Origin of the sequence: Magnetococcus sp. PR-3, from assembly GCF_036689865.1 — a bacterium.
Taxonomy (GTDB): Bacteria; Pseudomonadota; Magnetococcia; order Magnetococcales; family Magnetococcaceae; genus Magnetococcus.
On record NZ_JBAHUQ010000067.1, the window covers coordinates 1 to 5,353 of the forward strand.

At 46.8% G+C, this 5,353-nt stretch carries 4 protein-coding genes; 3 read left to right on the forward strand and 1 reads right to left on the reverse strand.

The window, feature by feature from the left end; all coding sequences use genetic code 11:
* Positions 1–13 precede the first annotated feature (13 nt).
* Positions 14–1,357 (reverse strand): IS5 family transposase, encoded by a 1,344-nt coding sequence (locus tag V5T57_RS20460; RefSeq protein ID WP_332893128.1) that lies wholly within the window; start codon positions 1,355–1,357, stop codon positions 14–16.
* 124 nt (positions 1,358–1,481) lie between these two features.
* Here V5T57_RS20460 and V5T57_RS21045 point away from each other — a divergent pair, with 124 nt between their 5' ends.
* From V5T57_RS21045 to V5T57_RS20470, 3 genes are all read left to right on the forward strand, one after another.
* Positions 1,482–1,676, forward strand: coding sequence for a hypothetical protein (locus V5T57_RS21045; RefSeq protein WP_442918251.1), 195 nt, complete (start codon positions 1,482–1,484; stop codon positions 1,674–1,676).
* Positions 1,677–1,708: 32 nt separating this feature from the next.
* A complete protein-coding gene (locus V5T57_RS20465) occupies positions 1,709–2,074 on the forward strand; it encodes an IS630 transposase-related protein (RefSeq protein WP_332893129.1) in 366 nt (121 codons plus the stop codon).
* A gap of 959 nt (positions 2,075–3,033) precedes the next feature.
* Positions 3,034–5,115 (forward strand): methyl-accepting chemotaxis protein, encoded by a 2,082-nt coding sequence (locus tag V5T57_RS20470; protein WP_332893130.1) that lies wholly within the window; start codon positions 3,034–3,036, stop codon positions 5,113–5,115.
* Positions 5,116–5,353: the final 238 nt, after the last annotated feature.

Below are 5,353 nucleotides of genomic sequence, written 5' to 3' on the forward strand. Positions count from 1 at the left end.
TTTAGTCGATCGTTCAGAAACCTGTTTGATTGGCGGGTTCCAAGGCTGATTCCTGGGATGACATGAAGGTCTGTATCCAGAAAAGCAGCCAAAGAAGCCTCAGCTTCTTCAAAATGAGGCGGAGGTTATAGCCAATCCCTGAAATTAGGGCATTCAACTGGTCTCCAAGCAGACCTCGGAGAAAGTTTCTATCCAACCGGCCCTCACTTTTCAGGTGTCCAATGACCGGCTCAATGGCATTGCGTCGTTTCAACTCCTTCTTGATCGTCAGCGTAATACCACGCTTCTGTCTGGAGATGAAAACAGTGCTCTTAGTCACTTTGTGGCCCCGGTATCCACGGTCCACATAACAACGCTTGGGTCGTACTCCAGATAGCCGAGTTGATTGCGCCAAAGCCTGAACCAATGTACGCCCATCGTAGGGGTTGCCAGGAAATGAGAGCATTCCCAGGACAAAACCTTCCCGATTGGTTGTGGTCACGCTGACCTTGCTGCCAAACTCATACTTTTTATGTGCTTTGCCCTTAGCGATGCAGGCGGTATCAGGCTCATGCAGGCTGTAGAGTTTGTTTCTGTCCCCACGCTGCTGCCCCATTAACCGCTCAGCCAAAGTCAGTTCCTTGTGCAGCTCCATCTGGGCATCGGCATCTTGCTCCGGGAGCTTGCGCCATAACTCCCGCACCACACGGCCCAACCAGGTTTTGAGTCTGCGCACCTCTCGCCCCATGCGTTTCATCTGCCTGGCGTGGGCGTAACGTCCCGCTTTTTGCACCGTCTGCGGGCCTTTGCGTGCATAACTCTGGCGTAACCCAATGGAGAAGCGAGCAGCCAAAGCCACAAGGCGCTTTCGACTCCGATTGAACAGTCGGGCATCCGTTGGGTGGGCAATGTTCTTGGGCTGGACCGTACTGTCTACCGTGACCCGTTCGAGACTGGACAACTTGATGGCCTCAAACTGGAGACCAAGGCTTATGGTCTCTTCCAGGAGCTGCTCAAACCCCTTTTTGCCAACCCGCTTGCGCCATTTGGACAAGCCGCTGCGTGCAATGGGTTTTTCATGGGTAAAGAAAGTGGCACCACACAGGTGTTGCCAATAAGGGTTTTCTGGCCAGTGGTTGACCACATCATCTTCAGAGAGACCATACATGGATTGAAGCAGAGTCAAACCCACCATCATGCGTGTTTGAATGGCCGGACGGCCAATATCGGTATAGAGCGGTTCAAAGCGATCCTCCAGCCCCTGCCAATCAATCCGATTGGCCAATTTCACCAGTTCGTGGCTTGGATCAACCATATGCTCAAGACGGGGGCGAAACAGATCACCTTGGGGGTCGGGGCGGGTGCGGCGAGGCTTCATTTTACCATCCTGGAATTGCAAGGTTTTGAGCCAGTAAAACACCAAAACGTGCAATCCAGTATACTTCAAACTGAAGAGCTTTTCACATGTTTACAAGTGGTTAAATGCTTTGTAACGATCGACGATTTATGAATGGCTGAAGCGTCCAAAGTTGGAGCCTTCTCAGAGAAGCAAGTGCGATCGGAAGCTGAAGAAAGAAGAGCTTTTGGCTCATGTGGTGGTACATCCAGATGCCTTGCAACGAGAAAGCCGTTCACTCTGGTGTGCACCGAAGCACGATCTCTGCAGCGCTCAAAGTTCTGAATATATAGCAATGTGAATCCAAATTCCGACATGTTATAATAAAGCATTATGAGCTATGACATCGAACTACGAAAACGCGTGCTTGATTTCATTGATGCAGGAGGTCGCAAGACAGATGCGGCAGTTCTATTTCAAGTGAATCGGTCGACGATTTATGAATGGCTGAAGCGTCCAAAGTTGGAGCCTTCTCAAAGAAGCAAGTGCGATCGGAAGCTGAAGAAAGAAGAGCTTTTGGCTCATGTGGAGGCACATCCAGATGCCTTACAACGAGAAAGAGCAGTTCACTTTGGTGTACACCGAAGCACGATCTCTGCAGCGCTCAAAGTTCTGAATATCCGTAAAAAAAACGATGCGCTATGCGGAGAGAAACCACAAGAAAAGAGTGGGTTATCTGANCGGCCAATATCGGTATAGAGCGGTTCAAAGCGATCCTCCAGCCCCTGCCAATCAATCCGATTGGCCAATTTCACCAGTTCGTGGCTTGGATCAACCATATGCTCAAGACGGGGGCGAAACAGATCACCTTGGGGGTCGGGGCGGGTGCGGCGAGGCTTCATTTTACCATCCTGGAATTGCAAGGTTTTGAGCCAGTAAAACACCAAAACGTGCAATCCAGCATACTTCAAACTGAAGCGCTTTTCACATGTTTACAAGTGGTTAAATGCTTTGGAACGATCGACTAAGTAGGCTCACTTTCCATCTCATCTAAGTACCAAGCTACAGCGTGAAACAGACCATTCAGTCTCTTACCCCCTCGTATAGAACGTTTATGTGGTGTCATAAAACATATCGACGGCATCAATCGAGTTCATTATTTTGGGTTGGCCCGCACAACAGCATATCTGCACTTGGTACACTGGCCATCAACACAACATGGATGCAGGCGCTTACATAAGTGTACGTCCAACAGGATTGGAGTATATCAAGTTCGGTTTTACTGGGCTCTATTTACAGAATGATGCTTCTTTTGGACTTTCAGGCTAGTTGTACGTCTTATCCACTTAAGATCGGCATCATGCAGATTTTGATAATACCCTTACCTATTTGAAATAACAGCGATACATTCACAACACCAAGCCTTTATTTCTTATAATCACAAACAATAACAATGATACAACATCACAAAAACACAACCATAGAAACGACCGCTTTTAATATCCTTATTTTCAGATGGTTAGTTTCTATTTTTCTGCAAAAGCCATTGAAGCATTTATTATATTCTTACTGTTTAGGTTAAACTTTCTTCCGTGTACAATAGTCAGAATAGTTGGTGAGATAGAACCAACATCTAAGCAGCTTCCTCCCCAAAATAAGCAATCATCATTCACAGCAATGAACTTATGCTTACACATGGTATTTTTTGAGAGAATGACATGATCAAACAAATGAAGCTCGATCATCAACTCTATGTGCTTGTTGCCTCGTTAATAGGTGCCTTAATACTTGTTTCTTTTATCTCACTACTGCAAATGTCGAAAATTGCAGAAGAGCTACATACCATTACCACAGAAGATATGCCCCTTACTGAACATGTAGCCGATATTACGACCCATCAATTAGAGCAAGTTATTCAAGTAGAGCGTATGTTGCGCGCGATGGAATTTCTTTCAAAAGATAATGAAGCTCAACACAAACTGAAACGCGCGTATACAACCTTTAAAGAACTCGGCAGTAAGACAAACTTAGAGATTATCGCGGCTGAAAAAATCGCCAAAGAGGGCATTGCCATTGCGCATAATGATGAAGAGCTTGCGGCATTCAAGGCAGCTTATAACAAGTTGGTGGCCATCGAAAAAGCTCATCACATTTTTGAAGAACATGTGCATACACTGCATGCCAAGATCGACAATGCACAATGGGCTGAAGCCCGCATTCTGGCCAACAAGATTGAAGCTGAACAGGATGAGCTAGATCACACATTAGAGGCATTTCTTAAAGAAATTGAGACCTTTACCCATAAAGCCATGGAAAAGGTTGAAGAGCATGAAAAGCAAGCCATTACACAACTGAGTATCATTACTATTGTGGCACTCCTATTGGGCCTTACCCAAACATGGTGGACCATGCGGGGGCTGCGTAAGCGCCTTCGCGCTGTGAGCAACTTTGTGGCGACTTTTGCGGAAGGTAAATTGGGCGTTACCATTGAACACCAACCTTCTGACGAACTCGGCAAACTTGTCAAGGATCTCAATGGCATGTCTCAAGATCTTGGAGGCATATTTGGACAGATACAACAGCTCAGCGCGCATATCCGAGAAGGCTCTGTTTCACTTAATCTCTTCTCTGGTGAGATGGACAACAATGCCACCACCTTACAGAGCCGGGCTCATTCGGTAGCCGTTGCTACGGATCGCATGAGCGAAGATATGAACAACATATCCAGCGCCACAGAAGAGCTTAATGTCAATATGAACACGGTAAGTACTGCCGCTGAAGAGTTGGCCACCAATATGAACACCATCGCCTCAGCAGCGGAAGAGGCGAGTATCAACCTATCCCATGTTGCTGAAGCATCCAACGGTATGAACATGGGCATGGAGGAGATGGCTGGGGCTGCAGGACGTGCCAATGAAAATATGGTCAACCTGTCTCAATCCGTCACTGCTATTACAGATGCCCTTAATACCATGAAGAGTCAGTGCCAAGCCGCTACCCAAGCATCTGATCAAGGTCATGAGCATGCAGATGTCAACGCACAAGTCATGACAACCCTTCAGCAATCAGCCCAAGAGATTGTAAAAGTTGTAGGGGTCATCAAAAGTATTGCTGACCAGACCAACATGCTGGCTCTTAATGCATCTATTGAGGCGGCTGGTGCGGGGGAATCAGGCAAAGGCTTTGCAGTGGTGGCCAATGAGGTAAAAGATCTGGCCAAACAGACGGTAGACGCAACAAAAATGATTGAAAACAAGCTCAATGAAATCAGAACAGGTGTGGAAAGTGGTCTAGAGTCCGCACGATCTGTTGCTGATGTGGTCACAACCATTAAAGCGACCAATGAGGATATTTTAGACTCTGTAGAGAGTCAGCATGGTGGAATCTCAGTGATGGAGCACTCTATGTCGACCACCAGTTTAGATACAGAAAACATGGGTCAGCAAGTTCAAGGTGCAACCAAAAATGTAGCGGAGATTAACCATAACGTACAAGAGATCAATGAAGGGATCTCTGAAGTTGTGCATAATGTTGCCGAGGCCAACAGTTCGGTACATGAAATGGCACAGCGCATTACAGAAACATTCTCAGCAGGTTCTGAAATTACCCGTAGTGTGGCCAGCACCTCTACAGCAACAAAGGATGTTTCCACACAGGTACATCAGGTCAATGAAGCGGCCAATGGGTTAGCAAAAATGAGCATTGATCTCAAACAAAAATCTGGGACAATGTCTAGCATTTCCGATAACTTGGAAAATATCATGCATCGCTTTGAACTCCCAGGCGCGGTCGCAAGCTAACCCTTAATCAATAGGTGAGTGACTCTAGCATCGTGTATGAGTCAATTGCCCAGTGCCGGAGGAACACCGATCAGATGGTATTGGCCTTTGCATGGTCGTTAGGTATCACCGTGTCGCTTAATAACGCGCTTTATCGGATAGGAATATCCTTAGCAAGGCCTCTACACAAGACGATGTGATGGCGACACTGCTTGGCGTTGGCTACGTTGGCCATCGCATGATGGCAATACGATATTTA